This is a genomic window from Plantactinospora sp. WMMB334, assembly GCF_049179095.1.
Lineage (GTDB): Bacteria > Actinomycetota > Actinomycetes > Mycobacteriales > Micromonosporaceae > Plantactinospora.
The window spans coordinates 4,956,623-4,971,268 of the sequence record NZ_JBMHME010000002.1 but is presented as its reverse complement, the minus strand read 5'-3'; the positions used below and the strand labels follow the sequence as shown (position 1 = coordinate 4,971,268).

The 14,646-nt window shown below is 72.9% G+C and carries 11 protein-coding genes; 5 read left to right on the top strand and 6 right to left on the bottom strand.

All coding sequences use genetic code 11. The features are described from left to right. Positions 1 to 108: 108 nt before the first annotated feature. A complete protein-coding gene (locus tag ACN27G_RS21175; protein WP_421494511.1) occupies positions 109 to 1,329 on the bottom strand; it encodes a PucR family transcriptional regulator in 1,221 nt (406 codons plus the stop codon). Between the two features lie 59 nt (positions 1,330 to 1,388). On the opposite strand from ACN27G_RS21175, the gene ACN27G_RS21170 reads away from it, so the two are divergent. Next, the gene (locus ACN27G_RS21170; protein WP_421494510.1) at positions 1,389 to 2,051 is read left to right on the top strand and encodes a phosphatase PAP2 family protein; all 663 of its coding nucleotides are present in this window, start codon (positions 1,389 to 1,391) and stop codon (positions 2,049 to 2,051) included. Positions 2,052 to 2,182: 131 nt separating this feature from the next. On the opposite strand, the gene ACN27G_RS21165 is transcribed toward ACN27G_RS21170, so the two are convergent. Continuing rightward, positions 2,183 to 2,833, bottom strand: a complete 651-nt coding sequence (locus ACN27G_RS21165) for a response regulator (RefSeq protein ID WP_421494509.1) — start codon at positions 2,831 to 2,833, stop codon at positions 2,183 to 2,185. Continuing rightward, the gene (locus tag ACN27G_RS21160) at positions 2,830 to 4,230 is read right to left on the bottom strand and encodes a sensor histidine kinase (protein WP_421494508.1); all 1,401 of its coding nucleotides are present in this window, start codon (positions 4,228 to 4,230) and stop codon (positions 2,830 to 2,832) included. The genes ACN27G_RS21165 and ACN27G_RS21160 overlap by 4 nt, the downstream gene beginning before the upstream one ends. 239 nt (positions 4,231 to 4,469) lie before the next feature. Here ACN27G_RS21160 and ACN27G_RS21155 point away from each other — a divergent pair, with 239 nt between their 5' ends. Continuing rightward, on the top strand, positions 4,470 to 5,051 hold the full coding sequence (locus tag ACN27G_RS21155; RefSeq protein ID WP_421494507.1) for a hypothetical protein: 582 nt from the start codon (positions 4,470 to 4,472) through the stop codon (positions 5,049 to 5,051). Positions 5,052 to 6,109: 1,058 nt separating this feature from the next. Here the strand turns inward: ACN27G_RS21155 and ACN27G_RS21150 are convergent. Continuing rightward, positions 6,110 to 6,763, bottom strand: coding sequence for a hypothetical protein (locus ACN27G_RS21150; protein WP_421494506.1), 654 nt, complete (start codon positions 6,761 to 6,763; stop codon positions 6,110 to 6,112). A 406-nt stretch (positions 6,764 to 7,169) separates the two neighbouring features. Further along, positions 7,170 to 8,579: a glutamate--tRNA ligase gene (gene gltX, locus ACN27G_RS21145; protein ID WP_421494505.1), complete on the bottom strand. Its 1,410-nt coding sequence runs from the start codon at positions 8,577 to 8,579 to the stop codon at positions 7,170 to 7,172. A 275-nt stretch (positions 8,580 to 8,854) separates the two neighbouring features. Here gltX and ACN27G_RS21140 point away from each other — a divergent pair, with 275 nt between their 5' ends. Then, a complete protein-coding gene (locus ACN27G_RS21140) occupies positions 8,855 to 9,292 on the top strand; it encodes an SRPBCC family protein (protein ID WP_421494504.1) in 438 nt (145 codons plus the stop codon). An 89-nt stretch (positions 9,293 to 9,381) separates the two neighbouring features. On the opposite strand, the gene aceE is transcribed toward ACN27G_RS21140, so the two are convergent. Next, positions 9,382 to 12,138, bottom strand: a complete 2,757-nt coding sequence (gene aceE, locus ACN27G_RS21135; RefSeq protein ID WP_421494503.1) for a pyruvate dehydrogenase (acetyl-transferring), homodimeric type — start codon at positions 12,136 to 12,138, stop codon at positions 9,382 to 9,384. A 236-nt stretch (positions 12,139 to 12,374) separates the two neighbouring features. Here aceE and ACN27G_RS21130 point away from each other — a divergent pair, with 236 nt between their 5' ends. Both ACN27G_RS21130 and ACN27G_RS21125 read left to right on the top strand, forming a co-directional pair. Then, the gene (locus tag ACN27G_RS21130) at positions 12,375 to 12,779 is read left to right on the top strand and encodes a YjbQ family protein (RefSeq protein WP_421494502.1); all 405 of its coding nucleotides are present in this window, start codon (positions 12,375 to 12,377) and stop codon (positions 12,777 to 12,779) included. Between the two features lie 96 nt (positions 12,780 to 12,875). Then, complete coding sequence (locus tag ACN27G_RS21125) at positions 12,876 to 14,567, top strand: mucoidy inhibitor MuiA family protein (RefSeq protein WP_421494501.1); 1,692 nt, start codon at positions 12,876 to 12,878, stop codon at positions 14,565 to 14,567. Positions 14,568 to 14,646 lie beyond the last annotated feature (79 nt).

The following is a 14,646-nucleotide window of genomic DNA, read 5'->3' as shown; positions in this document are numbered from 1 at the left end:
CTCGGCGCGGGTGCCGTGATGCACCAAACCACACTATCGACTTTGTGGGATACCTACAAAAATCCATGGTGATCACGGACTTGACGTTACGTCTGTCCTAAACACACGTTAATGTACCGGGCCCGGCCCGAGCGGAGGGGACGGGTCCAGCCGCCCGATCGTGAGCGCCATCCGCAACGCGAAGGCATCCCTGGCGGTGAGCGGGGAGAATCCCGTGACGTCCGCCACCCGCCGCAGCCGGTACCGGACCGTGTTCGGGTGCACAAAGAGCGCCCGGGCAGCGCTCTCCAGCACCCCGCCGGCGGCGAAGAACGCGTCCAGCGTCTCCAACAGCTCGCCACCGGCCCGCACCAGCGCGGCGTAGACGTCCTGGCGCAGGCTCCGTCGCGCCTCCGGGTCGCCGGCCAGGGCACGCTCCGGCAGCAGGTCGGCGGCGGCCACCGGGCGGGGGGCCGCCGGCCAGGCGGGCGCGGCCCGGAAACCGGCCAGCGCCGCCCGGGCCGAGTCGGTCGCCGCGTCCAGGCTCGGCACCGCCGGTCCTACCACCACCGGCCCGGGGCCGAACCCGGCGAGCATCTTCGCGGTGGCGTCCAACGGGTCGGCGGTGCCACCGAGCACCAGGACGAGGCGGTCGCCGTGCACCCCGCCGATCATCTCCAGGCCGAGCCGGCGGGTGACCCGGTAGATCGTGTGCAGCACCGCCGCGACCTCGCCGCCCGGGGAGCGGCCCACCGCCACCGCCACCGGCGGGGCGTCCGACCAGCCCAGCGCCGCCGCCCGGCTGGCCAGCACGTCGGGGGAGTCGCCGCGGAGCAGCGCGTCGACCAGCAGCGCCTGCAACCGGGCGTCCCAGGCGCCGCGCGACTCGGCGGCCCGCGCGTAGACCCGGGCGGCGGCGAAGGCGATCTCCCGGGAGAACTTGAGGACGGCCTCGTGCAGCAGCCGCTCCTCGCCCGGCGCGGCCAGGTGCGGCACCTGCTCCTCCACCACGTCGATGGTCACCTTGATCAGGGCGACCGTCTGCTGGAGGCTGATCGACCGGGCCAGCGCCCGGGGTGCGGCGGCGAAGACCTCGTCGGGGGTGTCAGTCACCGTGTCGGCGCCGCCCCGGTCGCCGCCGGAGGGCAGCGACCGCAGCCATTCGACCAGGGACCGCACCCCGGCCTGGGCGACCAGCATCACCCAGGAGCGCTGCTCGGCCGGCAGGTCGCGGAACCAGGGCAGCGTCTCGTCCATCCGGGTCACGCTGGCGCTGGCCAGCGTGCCCGCGGCCCGTTCGATCCGGCGCAGCGTGGCCGCCAGCTCGCCGTCGCCCGCCTCGGTCGCCATCGGCCCAGCGTGCCACGCGGAACGCCGGGCGCGGCCACCGGCCGTGGCATCATGCTTCGATGATCGCCCGCCTGCCGCTGGTCGTGCCGCTGCTCGCGCTCGCCGCCTTCCTGGTCCTGCTCGTGCTGACCCTGGCCGGCTGGGCGCCGCTGGACCGCTTCGACGCCGCGGCCAGCGACACCTTCCGGGGGTACGGCGACGCCAGTCCCGGCGTGGTCGGCGTGCTCCGGGTCGCCACCGACGTGGCGGCGACGGTGCCGTTCCTCGCCGCCGGCCTGGCCGGCACCGTGGCGCTGGCCGTCCGGGGCCGGCGTCGCCTGGCCGGGTTCTGCGCCACGGTGACGGTGCTGGTGCCGGTGCTCTGGGGGCTGATGCACCGGCTGGTCCACCATCCCCGACCCGAGGACGGGTTCGTCGTGATCACCAGCAACGGGTTCCCGAGCGGGCACACCAGCAACGCTGCGGCGGCGGCGCTGGTGGCCGTACTCCTGCTCTGGCACCGCCTGGGCACGCGGGCCCGGGCGTTCACCGTCGGGCTGGCCGTGGCGTTCGCGGTCTTCGTCGGGCTCACCCGGATGGCACTGCTGGCGCACTGGCCGACCGACGTCCTGGGCGGCTGGCTGCTGGCGCTCGCCGTCGTTCCGTTGGCCGCCAGGGCGGCGGAGCGCCCGGGCCGTTCCGCGATCGCGGACCCCGGCCACCCGGAGCGGGCCGCCCGGTAGCGGTGTCGTGCGTCCACGCCGCCCCGGTCGGGTGGCGGCCGACGGTATCGGGGTCAGGGCGGCACCGATGGTGTCGCCGTCAGGGCAGGGCCGACGGTGTCGCCGTCAGGGCAGGGCCGACGGTGTCGACGTCAGGGCGGCGGCAGGCCGATTTCCTGGGCGAGGATGGCCGCCTGTACCCGGCTGCGCAGTCCCAGCTTGCCGAGGATGCGGCTGACGTGGGTCTTGGTGGTGCTCTCCGCCATCGACAACCGGTCGGCGATCTGCTGGTTGGAGAGCCCCAGACCGAGACAGGCCAGCACGTCCCGCTCGCGCGGGGTGAGCTCGGCCAGCGCGTCCCGGGTGGTCGCCGGGGTGGCCGGCGCGGCGGTGGCGAAAGCGGTGATCAACCGCCGGGTCACCGCCGGAGCGATTATCCCCTCGCCCCGCGCGACGGTACGCACCGCCTCGACCAACCCTGTCGCATCGGTGTCCTTGAGCAGGAAGCCGGAGGCGCCGGCCCGGAGCGCACCGAAGACGTACTCGTCCAGGTCGAACGTTGTCAGCACCAGGACGTCGGCCAGCCGCTCGGCGACGATCGCGCCGGTCGCGGAGACACCGTCGAGCCGGGGCATCCGGACGTCCAGCACCGCCACGTCCGGCCGGAGCCGCCGGCAGAGCGCCACCGCCTCCTCGCCGTCGGCGGCCTCGCCGACCACCTCCAGGCCGGGCGTTCCGGCGAGGATCAGCACCAGGCCGGCCCGGACCGCGTCCTGGTCGTCGGCGACAACGACCCGGATCACCGGTGCCCGTCCGCACGCTCCACCGCTCCGGACGCGGGCGGACGTGCCGCCCCGATGGGCGCGGGCGCTGTGGCGACGGGTTCGGCGTTCGGCAGCTCGGCATGCACCCGCCAGTTCGATCCCCGGGGTCCGGCCTCGAACCGGCCGCCCAGCAGGGTGACACGCTCGCGCATCCCGATCAGCCCGGCCCTCGCCCCGGGCAGCCCGACCCCGGCCGAGACGCCGGCACCGCCGGGAGCGCCGGCACCCCCGGAGCGGGCGAGCGGGTTCTCGATGGTGACGCTCACCGAGCTGCGTTCGTGGCAGATGGTCAGGTTCGTCGGGCCGGCGCCGTGCTTGAGCGCATTGGTCAGCGACTCCTGCACGATCCGGTACGCCGCCAGGTCCACGCCGACCGGCAGCGGTCGTACCTCGCCGGTCGTCTCGAAGCGTACGGTCAGGCCGGCGTTCCGGGCCTGACCGACCAGCCGACCCACCTCGGCCAGCCGGGCCCGGACGGGGCCCTCGGCGGCGCCCAGCCGGCCCGGCGGCAGGGCCTCCCCGCCCCGCCACGGACCGCCGGGCAGGTCGAGTGGGTCCGGCGGGGGAGACGACGCGGCGCCGGCCGGGGCCGGTCCGCCGTGGGCGGGTTCCCGGAGCAGGCCGATCATCTGCCGCATCTCGGCCAGCCCCTGCACGCTGTTCTCCCTGATCACCCGCAGCGCCTGGTCGAGTTGCGCACGGTCGAGTCCGGAGACGGAGAGCGCCGCGGTGGCGTGGATGGCGACCGCACTCAGATGGTTGGCGATCACGTCGTGCAGCTCCCGGGCCATCCGGCTCCGCTCCGCCGTCACCGCCTGGCGCCGGTCGAGTTCGGCCAACCGCGCGGTCTGTTCCGCCCGCGTCCGCTCGGCGGCGGCCTGGTCGCGGTACTGCCGGACGCTGATCCCGCTGACCACCGGCAGGACGCCGATCAACACCACCGGAATCGCCAGCCCGATGCCCTGCCAGGCCGGGGTGGCGAGGAACACCCCGATCAGCGCGGCGATGCCGCTGAGCGCCAGCGTGATCCAGAGCAGTCGGCGCCGGAGTCTGGGCGGCCCGTAGACGCAGGAGTCGAAGAGCACCTGGGTGTAGACCAAACTGGTGGCCAGCGACGAACCGTGCGCGAGGTCGACGGCGACGGCGACGGTGCCCAGCGCCAGGCCCGACCGGGTCGCCACCCGGCGCAGCGCCACGGCCAGGCAGGTGAGCGCGAGGGTGCCGACGTAGAGGCCCGGTGGGACGTCCAGCAGGCCGGGATTGAGCGGGTGGTAGACCCCGAGGGCCATCATCAACAGCCCGCCCAGCAGGGACGCGGACGCCAGCGCGATGTCCCGGGAGAGAGTCCCGCGCTCCAGGCTCAGCCGTGCGGTCACCGCTCGATCACATCACACCGGCGCCGTGTTCCCGTCGGCCCGCACGACGAGACGGGTCCCGGCCGGCGTCCGTCGAAGGATGTAGCCGTACCTCTTTCGAGGGACCCGGATATCGGCACCGGCGGCGACGTCGCGGCCGGCCGCTCCGGCCAGACTCGATGGTGGCGACCGGGCCGGGAGCCGGGGAGACGGCGCCAGGCCGCGAGCAGCGGCCGGCGACGTGGAGCGGGGGGTACGCGATGGTGGCGGTGATCGCCGCGGGCGAGATCGGGTTCTGGGTACTGCTCGGCGCCGGTCTGATCGCCCGCTATCCGCTCCGGAGACCCCGCCTCGGCGCGGCGCTGCTGCTCGGTACGCCGCTGATCGATCTCGCCATCCTGGTCGCCACGGTGATCGACCTGCGGGCCGGGGCGACGGCGGACTTCACGCACGGGCTGGCCGCGGCGTACCTCGGATTCTCGGTCGCCTTCGGGCACAGCATGATCCGCTGGGCCGACCAGCGGTTCGCCCACCGGTTCGCGGGCGGACCGCCGCCGGCGAAGCCCCCCGCCGGCGGCTGGGCCCGGACCCGGTACGAGTGGCGGGAGTGGGGCAAGGGACTGTTGGGCTGGGCGGTGGCCTGCGGGCTGCTCGGCCTCGGCATCCTCATGGTGGGTGACCTGGACCGGACGGCCGAACTGCTCGCCTGGATCGGACGGTTGACCGCCGCCATCGTGATCTGGCTGATCGCCTTCCCGCTCTGGATGACCCTCTTTCCCAAGCCCGCCGACCCGGACGACGGCCCGAAGCTGGCCCCAGGTCGAGCGCCGGCCGAGCGCTGAGCGAGCGCCGGACCCCCCGCGAGCTGGAGTCCGCGGCGGGTACGCGTGGGTTTCTCGCCACGGCGGCGTCGAGCTTCTCACCTCGGACCAGTACGGTGACAACGTCCCGGTGAGGCGCTTTCCCACACTGGCCAACAGTCGACGGCGTGGGCGCTGCCACCGTGTGCCGGGGCGACCGCCCACCCGGCGGCGAGTGTGAGGAGGCCTGGATGGCGCATGACGCCGAGCGCGGCTGTTCGGAGGACGAGCAGGATTCGCTGCTTGGCGATCATCGGTCGCTGCCGCCGCTCGGCCCGGCTGCCCGGCTGCGCTGGGTCTGCGGTGCCACGACCGGGCTTCCGGCCGGCCCGATCGACGGAGCGCCATCCCGGCCCGGTGCCGACCCGCCGGACCCGCGACCTGCCGACCCGGCGGAGACGTCCGTGACGGCACGCCCGGCGGTACCGTCGGGTGACCAGGCGGGGAAGCCTCGGCCTGACCAGGCGGGGAAGCCTCGGCCTGACCAGGCGGGGAAGCCTCGGCCTGACCAGGCGGGGAAGCCTCGGCCTGGGGAGGCGCCCGAGAGGGCCGCGCCCGACGTCGGCCCGGACGGATCCGACCGCGGCGGGCGGAATGCGGGTCCGATCGGCGGCCGGTCGAGGTTGGTTCCCCGGCCTCGCCGGGGCGGGGAGGAGGCCGACGACCGGAGCCCGCATGATTCCGGCACCGCCCCGGCCGACAGACCGGACCTGGTCGACGGATCGGCCCTGGTCGACGGGCCGGACCTGGTCGACGGATCGGACCTAATCGACGGATCGGCCTTGGTCGACGGATCGGCCCTGGTCGACGGGCCGGGTGCCACGCCGGAGGTGCCGACCGAGTCGGGAGGTCGACGTACCCCGGGGTGTCAGACCGATCTTCCCGGTTGGGCCGGGGCCCATCGGCACGGCGCCGTACGCCCGTCGCGCCGTTCCGTCCGGCGCGACCGCCCGCCGCGCCGCTGGTGCTGATCCTGCCGCTGCGGGCGGCGGCGAGGATGCCGGCCTGGCGCCCTCGACAGGACAGGGGTGGTGAGCGTGTCAGCGGGTGCGGCGCCGGACCAGTAGGGCTATCCCGGCCAGGCCGAGGGTGATCGCGACCAGCACGGCACCGTTGAGCAGCATCAACTGCCGCAACTCCCCGAAGAGACGGTCGACCTCGTCGCCGGTGCCGATAGCCTCGTCCGGGATCACCCGTTCGCCACCGCCGATCCCGCCGTGCAGGGTGGTCTGTTGCTCAGGCAGCGGAGCACCCGCCGCCAGCAGCGTCTCCGACATCGTGAGTCGCCCGAAGAACCAGGCGGCGCCGGGACGGGTCTTGTCCGGCTGCCGGGCCGGACGATAGACGCGTGGACCGCCCTTGGCCAGCGGATAGAGGTCGTAGGACTGCTTGGCGGCGTCGCCGACGTGCACCACGAGGGTGTATTTCGGCCCAAGGTCGGCGGTCTTCGGGGCGCCGGTGTTGCCGTGGCCGCTCTTGACGAAGCCCACCTGGTCGAGGAGGGCGGCGAAGAGCTCGGCGTCGTCCTCGACCGTGACGGTGAGCTCGTCCGGCAGGCTCTTGCTGCTGATCACGACCGATGTCGGCTTGGCTGCCGGCTTGGCGTGGGCGGCACCGGCGATCCCGAGCCAACTGCCCGCCGCGATCAACAACGTGGCCACGCCGACAAGTCGACGACTCACCTCTCCGGCCATCGCCGACCTCCTCGCCCCGTCTCGATGGTGGCCATGATGCAGGTCACGCGCTGGTTGGTCGGTAAAATGCACGACAGCGTCCCGGATGGACGCGCCGCGCTCACTACAGAGACTCCGCAGAACGCCGCTCGGTTGCACCTGGAAGAGCGGTAATTGAAACTATCTGCGATCTAGAGTCGACCAAGTGGCGAGCCGTTGATCAGTTGCGCGAAATCGTAGCGGTAGAAGGGCGGGCATGAGACCCCGGGTCGCCCGTGCCGGGACACCGCTGCTGATCGTCGCGGTGGCGGCGCTCTGCGTACCGCTGCCCGCCGGCCCGGCCGGGGTGTGACCGCTGCTGGCCGGAACCGAACGTCGACTCCGGGCTGCTGGCCGGGGCGAGACTCCGGGCTGCTGGCCGGGGCGATCAGACCAGCCGGAGCCGGGCGGCGCGCAATCGGGTGAGGGTGCGCTCCCGGCCGAGGACGGCCAGCGACTCGAAGAGCGGCAGTCCGACACTGCGCCCGGTCACGGCCACCCGGACCGGTGCCTGCGCCTTGCCGAGCTTCAGGCCCCGGCGGGCACCCACCTCCTCCAGCGTCGCCTTCAGCGGCTCCGCCGACCACTCCGGCAGCGCCTCGAAGGCGGCGATCGCCTCGTCCAGCAGGTCGGCGGCACCTTCCTTCATCGCTTTCGCCCAGGCGGCCTCGTCGATCAGCGGCGAGGAGAGGAAGAGGAAGTCGACGTTCGGCACGATCTCGCCGAGCACCGCGATCCGGGTCTGGGCCAGCGGCGCGACGGCGGCGAAGGCGGCCGCGTCGAACTCGGCCGGCTGCCAGGGCGGCGGCGCGACGGTGCCGGTGCCGGTCAGCCAGGGCTGGCAGGCGGCGACGAAATCGTCGACCGGCAGTGCCCTGATATATTCGCCGTTGAAGGCCCGCAGCTTCTTCTCGTCGAAGAACGCCGGTGACGGGTTCACCTCGGCGAGGCGGAACTCCGCCTCGATCACCGACCACGGCACGATCTCCCGGTCGCCGGTGGGTGCCCAGCCGAGCAGCATGAGGTAGTTGCGCATCGCGTCGGCGAGATAACCCTCGTCCCGGTACGCCTCCAGCGCCACCTTGTCGCGCCGCTTGGAGAGCTTCTGGCGCTTCTCGTTGACCACCACCGGGACGTGCGCCCAGACCGGCGGCTTGACCCCGAGCGCGTCCCAGAGAAGCTGCTGCTTGGGTGTGTTGGGCAGGTGCTCCTCGGCCCGGATCACGTGCGTGATCCCCATGACCATGTCGTCGACGACGTTGGCCAGCAGGAAGACCGCCGATCCGTCAGCGCGGGCGATCACGAAGTCCTCGATCAGCTTGTTCTCGAAGGTCGGCTCGCCGCGGACCAGGTCGACCACCACGGTCTCGCCCTCGTCCGGAGTGCGGAACCGCAGCGCGCGCCCCGGCCCGGCTCCAAGGCCGCGGTCCCGGCAGAAGCCGTCGTAGCCCTGGTACTGCGAGCCGGTGCGGGCCTGGATCGCCTCCCGGGTGCAGTCGCAGTAGTACGCCCGGCCGGCGGCGTGCAGCCGGGTCGCGGCGTCACGGTGCTCGCCCGCGTTCGCGGACTGGAAGTACGGTCCCTCGTAGCTGCCCCGCTGGATCCCGATCCAGTCCAGTGCGGAGAGGATGCCCTCGGTCCACTCCGGCCGGTTCCGCGCCGCGTCGGTGTCCTCGATCCGCAGCACGAAGACGCCGCCCTGCTGCTTGGCGAAGATCCAGTTCTGTAGGGCCGAGCGGGCACCGCCGACGTGGAACATACCAGTCGGGGAGGGGGCAAAGCGTACGCGTACCGTCACGGCCTCCAGCCTACGCAGGCGTCCCGGTGCGTCCGCCACCAGGTTTCCGGCCCCGCTGGCCCGTTAGGTGGGCGGCCCGTTCGGTGGGCGGGCCGTTCAGCGGTGTCGAGTCGCGCTGGCCGTCGACGTCGAGCGCGCCGGTCGTCGCCCGGAAAGGCCCGAATTCCACGGCGGTAGTTTCTTCCGGCGTGTCGATGGGCAATCGTCCGTTTTCGTCCGCAATCGTGAATAAGCTGCAAAAGGTCAAGGTTGTCCGCAATGGAGGCGACTGAAGGATGATGCTCATCGAACGCAGCACGCGGGTCTCCGCCCCGATCGACGCGGTGTGGGACCTGGTTCAGCGGGCCGAACACCTGCCGGGCTGGCTGGCCGGGGTACGACAGGCGGAGGTGCTTTCCGGCGAGGGCATCGGCCGGCGCCAGCGGGTGCACGCGGCGGGGGGCCCGCTGGACGCCGAGGTGATCGCGTACCAGGAGCCGACCCTGATCGCCTGGCGGGAGCGGGCCGAGGGCGCGGGTGCGCGGGCCGAGGCCCGCACCGAGGTCTACGTCGAACTCGCGCCGGAGGAGGACGGCACCTGCGTACGCCTGATCATGGTCCGCTGGCCGGCCGGCCCGGTCAGCGGCGCGCTGCTGCGCTGGGGGATGCGTCGGGTCGGCGCCGACCTGGAGGGCTCGCTCGCCCGCCTCACCGGGCTGGCCACGGTCGGCTGAGGGGCGGGATCGTCGCGACCGCGACGGTCCCGCCCCTGCGGCTGGCGGATCGGCCCGCGCACGGGCCCGGATCGATCAGACCGGGACGGTCAGGAGTCCCCGCCGGTCTCGCCCACCGGGGCCGCCGCGATGTCGTCGATCGCGTACTTCTTGGCGGCCTCGGTCGGCACCGACGGCGGCACCGCGCCACCCCGGGCCAACTGGCGCAGCGCCGCGACGGTCACCGACTCGGCGTCCACGTGGAAGTGCCGGCGCAGCGCGTGCCGGGTGTCCGACAGCCCGAACCCGTCGGTGCCGAGCGAGGTGTAGTCGCCGGGAATCCACCGGGAGATCAGGTCGGGCACCGCGCGCATCCAGTCGCTGACCGCCACCACCGGCCCGCCGACGTCGGCCAGCTTCCGCTGGACGTACGGCACCCGGGGCTCGTCGCCGGGGTGCAGGAGGTTGTACTGCTCGCACTCCACCGCGTCCCGGCGCAGTTCCGTCCAGGAGGTGACCGACCAGACGTCCGCCGCCACGCCCCAGTCCTGGGCCAGCAGGTGCTGTGCCTTCAGCGCCCACTGCATGCCGGTGCCGGAGGCGAGGATGGCGGCCCGGGGTGCGGTGCCGCCGTCCGGGCCGGAGACCGAGGGGGCCGGCGAATACCGGTAGATCCCCCTGACCAGCCCGTCCACGTCGAGATCCTGCGGCTCCACGGGCTGCAGGATCGGCTCGTTGTAGACGGTCAGGTAGTAGAAGACGTTCTCCGGCCGCTCGCCGTACATCCGGTGCAGGCCGCTCTCGAAGATGTGCGCGATCTCGAAGGCGAACGCCGGGTCGTACGCCACCACGGCCGGGTTGGTCGCGGCGAGCAGGTGCGAGTGGCCGTCCTCGTGCTGCAGCCCCTCGCCGTTGAGCGTGGTCCGGCCGGCGGTGGCGCCGAGCACGAAGCCCCGGGCCATCTGGTCGGCCGCCGCCCAGAACGCGTCACCGGTGCGCTGGAAGCCGAACATCGAGTAGAAGATGTAGAGCGGGATCATCGGCTCGCCGTGCGTGGCGTACGACGAGCCGGCGGCGGTGAACGAGGCGACCGAGCCGGCCTCGTTGATCCCCTCGTGCAGGATCTGCCCGCTGGTCGCCTCCTTGTAGGAGAGGAAGAGCTCCCGGTCCACCGAGGTGTACTTCTGACCGTGCGGCGAGTAGATCTTCTGGGTCGGGAAGAGCGAGTCCATCCCGAAGGTACGCGCCTCGTCCGGGATGATCGGCACGAACCGCTTGCCGAACTCGCGGTCCTTCATGACGTCCTTGAGCAGCCGGACGAAGGCCATGGTGGTGGCGACCTTCTGCTTGCCGGAGCCCTTCTTGACGTCGGCGAAGCGCTCGCTGCCGGGCACCGGCAGCGGTGCCCACTCGGTGCGCCGGCTCGGCAGGTAGCCGCCGAGCTGCTGCCGCCGCTCCCGCAGGTATTCCATCTCCTCGGACTTCTCGCCCGGGTGGTAGTAGGGCGGGAGGTAGGGGTTTGCCTCCAGCGTCTCGTCCGGGATGTCCAGGTAGAGCCGGTCGCGGAAGCTCTTCAGGTCGTCCAGGGTGAGCTTTTTCATCTGGTGCGTGGCGTTGCGCGCCTCGAAGCTCGAACCGAGCGTCCAGCCCTTGATCGTCTTGGCCAGGATGACGGTCGGCTGCCCGGTGTGCTCGACCGCCGCCTTGTAGGCCGCGTAGAGCTTGCGGTAGTCGTGACCGCCCCGCTTGAGGTTCCAGATCTCGTCGTCGCTGAGCCCCTCGACCATTTTCCGGGTACGCGGGTCGCGGCCGAAGAAGTGCTCCCGGACGTACGCCCCGGACTCCGCCTTGTAGGTCTGGTAGTCGCCGTCCGGCGTGGTGTTCATCAGGTTGACAAGCGCGCCGTCGGTGTCGGCGGCGAGCAGCGGGTCCCACTCCCGGCCCCAGACGACCTTGATCACGTTCCAGCCGGCACCCCGGAAGAACGCCTCCAGCTCCTGGATCACCTTGCCGTTGCCGCGTACCGGACCGTCCAGCCGCTGCAGGTTGCAGTTGATCACGAAGGTGAGGTTGTCGAGCTCCTCGCGGGCGGCCGCGCCGATGGCGCCGAGCGACTCCGGCTCGTCCATCTCGCCGTCGCCGAGGAATGCCCAGACGTGCTGGTCGGAGGTGTCCTTGATGCCCCGGTGGTGCAGGTAGCGGTTGAACCGGGCCTGGTAGATGGCGTTGATCCCGCCGAGCCCCATCGAGACGGTCGGGAACTCCCAGAAGTCCGGCATCAGCCGTGGGTGCGGGTACGACGGCAGCCCGCCGCCCGGATGGGACAGCTCCTGCCGGAAGCCGTCGAGCTGGTCCTCGGTCAGCCGTCCCTCCAGGAACGCCCGCGCGTACATCCCCGGGGAGCCGTGGCCCTGGTAGTAGATCTGGTCGCCACCGCCCGGGTGGTTCTTGCCCCGGAAGAAGTGGTTGAAGCCGACCTCGTAGAGCGAGGCCGAGCTGGCGTAGGTGGAGATGTGCCCGCCCACACCGATCTCCGGCCGCTGCGCGCGGTGCACCAGCATCGCGGCGTTCCACCGGATGTACGCCCGGATCCGGCGCTCTATGTGCTCGTCGCCCGGGAACCAGGGTTCCTGCTCCGGAGTGATGGTGTTGAGGTAGTCGGTGGTGGTCAGGGGCGGCACCCCGACCTGGCGCTCCCTGGCCCGCTCCAGCAGGCGCAGCATGACGTAGCGGGCGCGTTTGGCACCGCGCTCGTCAATGACACCGTCGAGTGACTCGACCCACTCGCTGGTTTCTTCGGGGTCGATGTCCGGAAGCTGGCTCGGCAGGCCGTCGCTGATCACCGGGCGCTTGCGTTCCGTGGCCACAGGCGTTCCCTAGGTTGTGTGTGGGATAGGTCTCTAGCGCCATCCTGCCCCCTCATGCCGGGCTCCGTCACGTCTAGGGCGCGCAGAGGCGATGCGCGACACAGGTACCAATCGGTAACTTCGCGGCAACGCGCCGTTTCCGGCCCGGCGACGGCCAGGCGTTAACAGGGGGCCCTTCATATACCGAAAGCGATAAGAAGGGGCCCTTCCTTGCCACTTCCGGCAGACTGGGCGGCATGCAGAGTGAGGTGATCACGATCCGGACCGGGTCGCGGCCGGTGGTCCGGGACATCACCCGGGAGGCCGAGCGGTTCCTCGCGGACCGGGGCGACGGGCTGCTGCACGTCTTCGTGCCGCACGCCACCGCGGGACTCGCGATCATCGAGACGGGTGCCGGCTCGGACGACGACCTGTTGACCGCGGTGGACGAGCTGCTCCCCACCGACGACCGGTGGCGGCACCGGCACGGCTCGCCGGGGCACGGGCGGGACCACGTGCTTCCCGCCTTCCTGCCGCCGTACGCGACACTGCCGGTGCTGGGGAGCCGGCTCGCGCTCGGCACCTGGCAGTCGATCTGCCTGGTCGACCCGAACGGCGACAACTCGACCCGCCAGGTCCGGTTCTCCTTCCTGCCCGGCTGAACCGGCAGGGCCCTTCTCCCCGGCTGAACCGGCAGGGCCCTTCTCCCCGGCTGAACCGGCAGGGCCGCGGTGGCGGAGGATCGATAGCCTCGCCCGATGACGCCATCCCAGATCGACGCGCCGATCGTCGCCGTGACGGTCTACCCGGACCGGGCCAGGGTGACCCGCCGGACCGCACTCCGCCTGCCGCCCGGGGAGCACCGGGTCCGGATCGGACCGTTGCCGCTCGGCCTGCTCCGCGACTCGCTGCGGGTCGGCGGGCACGGCCCGGCGACGGTGCTCGGCGTGGACTCCTCGACCGAGGTGCGGCCCCGGGTCATCGACGGAGCTGCCGCCGAGCTCGCGCAGCGGCGCCGTGACCTGCACGCCGAGCTGGCGGAGCTGGCCGACGCGGAGACGGTCGAGGGGCAGCGCGCCGACTTCCTGACGATGCTCACCCAGCGGGCCGGCGCCAGCTACGCGCGGGCGCTGGCGGCCGGCGAGGCGTCGCCGGGCGACGTCGCCGGATTCGCCGAGTCGGTGGCCGAGCAGACCGCCGCGAGCCAGGCCCGGCGTCGGGAGCTGGGCCGCCGCCAGGAGGAGGCCCAGGAGCGGCTGGCCGCGCTCGAGCGGGAGATCGCCGCACTGGCCGCCCAGCGGTCGCCGGACCGGGTGATCGCCGAGGTGACCCTGCGGGTCGCGCCGGACGCGTCGGAGCCCGGCGGTGCCGCCGGTCCGGTCGGGGAGGCCGGCCCGGTCGGGGGTTCCGGCGGGGAGGCCGGGGACGCCGAGGTCCAGCTCGAACTGTCGTACGTGGTGGAGGGCGCGGGTTGGACCTCCTCGTACGACCTCCGGCTCGTCGACGAGACCCTGACGCTCACCTGGTTCGGGCTGGTCACCCAGCGGACCGGGGAGGACTGGCCCGAGTGCGAGCTGCGGCTCTCCACCGCCCGCCCGGCGACCGGCACCACGCTGCCGGAACTGGACCCGTGGTATCTCCGGCAGGCGGAGCCGGTGGTCCCGGTGGCGGAGCGGGAGGTCGGCCGGATGCGTGCCGCCGGGCCGGTCGCCGCGAGCCCGGCGGGCGGCCCCCCGCGGTCATCGGGTGCCTCCGGCAGCGGCCCGGCGTTCGCCGCCGCGCCCCGCCCGAGACCCAGGGTGGCGCAGCCGGCCGCGACCCTGACCCAGGGCGCGCAGGCCGCCACCTACGAGCCGGCCCGCCCGGTGGCCGTACCGGCGGACGGGGGCGCGCACCGGGCCGTCGTCGCCGTACTGGAGCTCCCGGCCACCCTCGACCACGTCACCGCGCCGGTCCGCGCGGCAGGGGTGCACCTGCGGGCCACCGCCGTCAACGGCTCCGCGCACACCCTGCTGCCCGGTCCCGCGTCGGTCTTCCACGGCGGTGACTTCGTCGGCGGCACGCAACTGCCGACCTGGGCGCCGGGCGAGGAGGTCGAGGTGGCCCTCGGCCTCGACGACCGGATCCGGGTGAAGCGGGAACTGATCCGGCGCAGTGACACGAAGGCCACGCTGGGCTCGACCCGGCGTCGCGAGGTCGAGTACCGGATCAGCGTGGCCAACCACACCCCGCGGCCGGCCCGGTTGACCGTGCTCGACCAGCTTCCGGTCTCGCAGAGCGACGGCATCACCGTCCGGGAGCTGCGGCTGGACCCGCAGCCGGACGAGCGGGCCGCGCTCGGCGAGCTGATCTGGCGGATGGAGCTGCCACCGGGCGGGTCGCGGGAGATCGTCACCGGCCTGCGGGTCGAGCTGGCCAAGGGGGTCGAGCTGCTCGGCTGGCGCGAGTAGGGCCGGCGGGCGACCGACGGCGGAGAAGCCTGCACCCGTAACCGGAGACGGGGCTCGCGGTCCCGGCCGGCCCGGACCC